This is a genomic window from Clostridium acetireducens DSM 10703 (genome assembly GCF_001758365.1).
GTDB classification, from domain to species: Bacteria; Bacillota; Clostridia; order Clostridiales; family Clostridiaceae; genus Clostridium_C; species Clostridium_C acetireducens.
The window spans coordinates 1-3,746 of record NZ_LZFO01000067.1 but is presented as its reverse complement, the minus strand read 5'-3'; the positions used below and the strand labels follow the sequence as shown (position 1 = coordinate 3,746).

The following is a 3,746-nucleotide window of genomic DNA, read 5'->3' as shown; positions in this document are numbered from 1 at the left end:
ATTATAACTTTAATTTATATTTTTATAAAAATTAATATTTGTAATGATAAAGTGTTAAAAGGAGAAACTATAGCTAATGTAATATTTATATACATTTTGGGATTTGTATTAAATTCACTTTCTAAATATGTATTTAAACTATCAATACAAGTAAATTACATGTTTAAAGAAATTAAAGAAAAAAATTTAGAATTAAAAAAAATGGCGTCTAAAGATTATTTAACTAATATGTATAATCACAGAAGTTTTTATAATAATTTAGTAGATACTATAAAAAAACTTTCTGATAACTCTACATTTTGTGTAGCTATGTTTGATATAGATAATTTTAAAAGAGTTAATGATACCTATGGACACTTAACAGGAGACTATGTTTTAAAAGAAGTATCTTCTATAATAATGGAGAGTATAAGCAATGAGGATATAGCTTCAAGATATGGAGGGGAAGAATTTGCTGTTTTGTTTCCTGGTAAAGATTTAAAAGAAGCAATAGAAATATGTGAAAACATAAGAAAAAATATAGAAATGCATTTATTTGAAATAGGGTGTTATAAAATAAAAATAACTATTAGCGGAGGAGTTTCAGCTATAAAAGCTAGTAGTATTGATGCTTGTGATCACTGTAAGTTTATAGAAAAAGTAGACAAGCTTTTATATAAAGCTAAAAAGTCAGGAAAGAATTGCATAAAATGGAATTGAGATTTTATAAAAATAAAATGTATATATTAAATTTTACAATTGCTTTTAAGGGAAAATGTGCAATAAGCAATGTAAAATTTAATATATACCACAGACATTATATTGATAAAAACTATTTATAAAAATAAATTATTTTTATAAGGCTATTACATATAATTGGTAAAATGAAGTTATTGAGTTTTTCTAAAACAAAGGTAGTTTTTCCAAGAATATTATATCATCTCTTTTGGAAGCATCGCCTTCTGCTAATATAGCAGCTTTAGCTTCTATTATGCCCCCAGCTTTTTTTACAAGTCTTTCTATTGCTTCTATAGATTCTCCTGTACTTATAACATCATCTATAATAGCAACTTTTTTGCCTTTAATTTTATTACTATCTTTTCCGTCTAAACATAAAATTTGTTTCTTTTGAGTGGTAATAGAAACTACTTCATCTACAATAGGAGAATCCATATAAGGTTTTATACTTTTTCTTGCCACAATGAATTCTTTCATACATAAAAGCTTGGATACTTCATAGGCAAGTGGAATTCCTTTTGCTTCTGCTGTAACAATTACATCTACTTTAGGAAGTTTTTCTACAATTTTAGGAGCTACATAATTTACAAGTTCTGTATCACCTAAAATAACAAAACTAGCTATAGTTAAATCTTCACTAATTTTAATAAGAGGAAGTTCTCTTTTTAAATTATCTATTTTTAATGTATATGTATTTTTCATATTAATACCTCCATAAATTTTAATACTTTTTAAAATTTTTACGTAATTTTATTTAAAATAATGATTTAATTAATATTAAAATGGCATAAAAAATCTAACTAAAAGGCCAGCTATCATGCCTAAGAAAGGATCTGATATAGCAGTAACAGCCATAGTTACACCACCTATAAGTTGTCCATCTGAAGCAAGAGCAGTAGCTGCATTAACAGGTACTGTTACAATAACTCCAAGTACAAATAAAAATCCACAAATTGATTCAGCAGGAATGTATTTACCTATTTTAGGAAGTAATCCTGCTATTAAAATTACTGCCATTAAAAGCATCATAACTATGCCCGCCATAACAGGATGAGGAGCACTGCCAGTAGCAGAAATTATAGATTCTACTGGACCGCCACCGAAAGCAGAAGAAGCCATATCAGCTACACTGCTTATAATAGATAAATGATCTATATTAACATTTGAATTAGCTATTTTTCCAGTTATTTTTCCAAAAGCTATGTTAGCTCCAATATTTAAGCATACCATTCCCATAGCGCCTCTAAGTATTTTAAAAGAAAAATTAGGTTTTTGAAATTGAATTTTTTCTTTAGGAAGTTCAATATTATGTACATCTTTATTTAATATATTTATTGTTAAACTTGATAAAATAACAGAAACAGTTATAGTATAAACTAAGTCTTTAGTAAAAAAGTAAGTTATAACACCACTGGCTATGGAAGTAAAACCTACTATTTTATTTTTCTTAACCATATCAATAGATACTTTAGCTAACATTATTCCTACTCCTGCCATCATTCCAGAAGTTATTGAAGGACCTATGAATGTAACAATTTGCTCTAGTAAACCAAATATTCCTATAAAAGTCATAATAAATCCGCCGTAAAATATCATAGAAAGTCTTTCGGATAAATTATCACCCATAGTTCCGGCTAAAGTTATTGTTTCTGCTTGAAAAGATATAGGAGCTACTGAATTAAAAAAGAAAGCTCCAACTGCACCTATAACAAAAGCAAAAGCTGTTGGAATTGATGCAAATCCAAAGGAAAGGGCTAAAAGTCCTTGAGGTAGGCCGTTTAATATAACACTTATTATTGCTAGTAAATCTTTTAAATATAGTTCCATAAAAAATCTCCCTTCTTCTTTTGTATGTCCTCTTGGTACAAGAAGAGAAAAATACTCTCAACTCATAGCTAGAAAGTTTAAGGCTTTCCGGTAGAAACTCTTGGACCATATTACCAAGAATATATGAGGACGAATGATTAATTTGTTTTATAAGTATTTTATACCACAATATACGAACGTTTGCAACATAAAACATAAAAATATTTGTATACAATATAGAATTTTGTAATAATATATATTAATTTGGGAATAACTAAAACAAGATTTAAATGCATATTTATAATTATTCTGAAATTAGTATATATTTTTACAAAAATCCTTGAAATATTAAGTATTTTATGTTAGTATAAATATGTAAAAATTATATACGTGAGTCCTTTAAATGATCCTGAGAGATTGTAAGGCAGATATGCAATAAGTCTATACAAATGTCTTGGTTAAGGATCAAGACATTTTTTTTATTTTAAATATAGATGAAGGGTGGAATTTAGGTGAATTTAAAGGCGGTAATAATGGACGATGTAAAAATAAAAAGAACTATAATTAGAATTTCTCACGAAATAATAGAAAAAAATAAATCTGTAGAAAATGTAGTTTTGTTAGGCATAAAAAGAAGAGGATTGCCTATAGCTGAAAGAATTGCAGAAAATATAAAAAAATTTGAAGGAATAGATATTCCTGTCTGTAGTTTGGATATATCATTGTACAGAGATGATTTATCAGAATTGGCAGATTATCCAGTAGTTAAAGATAGTAAAATAAATATAGATGTAAAAGATAAGAATATAATTTTAGTAGATGATGTAATTTATACAGGAAGAACTGCAAGAGCAGCTATAGAAGCTGTATTTGATATTGGAAGACCTGGCAAAATTCAATTAGCTGTTTTAATAGATAGAGGACATAGAGAAATTCCTATAAGACCAGATTATGTAGGTAAAAATATACCTACTTCAGTAAGAGAAGCTGTTTTAGTGGAACTTAATGAAATAGATGGTAAAGATTTAGTTAAAATTCTTGTACATCCTTTATATAAATAATATTAGGGGTTAATTGCAAATTCTAATTATTGTATGAGTAAATTTCATATTTTATAATCATTGATTTTACTAACTTTTTTATTATTCAAAAAGGAAATTCACCCCAAAATGTCGAATATTTAAGTACCACCAAAAATACACAACAAAGAGGAGTGAATACTT

At 26.9% G+C, this 3,746-nt stretch carries 4 protein-coding genes and 1 riboswitch; of the genes, 2 read left to right on the top strand and 2 right to left on the bottom strand.

Annotated elements, in window-relative coordinates:
* A partial coding sequence (locus CLOACE_RS11450; protein WP_175429468.1) for a GGDEF domain-containing protein occupies nucleotides 1-699 on the top strand: 699 nt, incomplete at its 5' end.
* A 183-nt stretch (nucleotides 700-882) separates the two neighbouring features.
* Here CLOACE_RS11450 and CLOACE_RS11445 read toward each other — a convergent pair.
* Nucleotides 883-1,419: a phosphoribosyltransferase family protein gene (locus CLOACE_RS11445; protein ID WP_070111381.1), complete on the bottom strand. Its 537-nt coding sequence runs from the start codon at nucleotides 1,417-1,419 to the stop codon at nucleotides 883-885.
* A gap of 75 nt (nucleotides 1,420-1,494) precedes the next feature.
* Entirely contained in the window at nucleotides 1,495-2,544 is a 1,050-nt protein-coding gene (locus CLOACE_RS11440; RefSeq protein ID WP_070111380.1) for a guanine permease, read from the bottom strand.
* Nucleotides 2,545-2,589: 45 nt separating this feature from the next.
* A riboswitch (purine riboswitch) is annotated at nucleotides 2,590-2,691 on the bottom strand.
* Between the two features lie 344 nt (nucleotides 2,692-3,035).
* Between CLOACE_RS11440 and pyrR the strand changes: the two genes are divergently transcribed.
* The gene (pyrR, locus tag CLOACE_RS11435) at nucleotides 3,036-3,584 is read left to right on the top strand and encodes a bifunctional pyr operon transcriptional regulator/uracil phosphoribosyltransferase PyrR (RefSeq protein WP_101495426.1); all 549 of its coding nucleotides are present in this window, start codon (nucleotides 3,036-3,038) and stop codon (nucleotides 3,582-3,584) included.
* The last annotated feature ends 162 nt before the right edge of the window (nucleotides 3,585-3,746 follow it).

Bases quoted from the DNA above. Each gene is read 5' to 3' on its own strand.
- CLOACE_RS11445 (WP_070111381.1), bottom strand. From the start codon at position 1,419: ATGAAAAATACATATACATTAAAAATAGATAATTTAAAAAGAGAACTT.
- CLOACE_RS11440 (WP_070111380.1), bottom strand. From the start codon at position 2,544: ATGGAACTATATTTAAAAGATTTACTAGCAATAATAAGTGTTATATTA.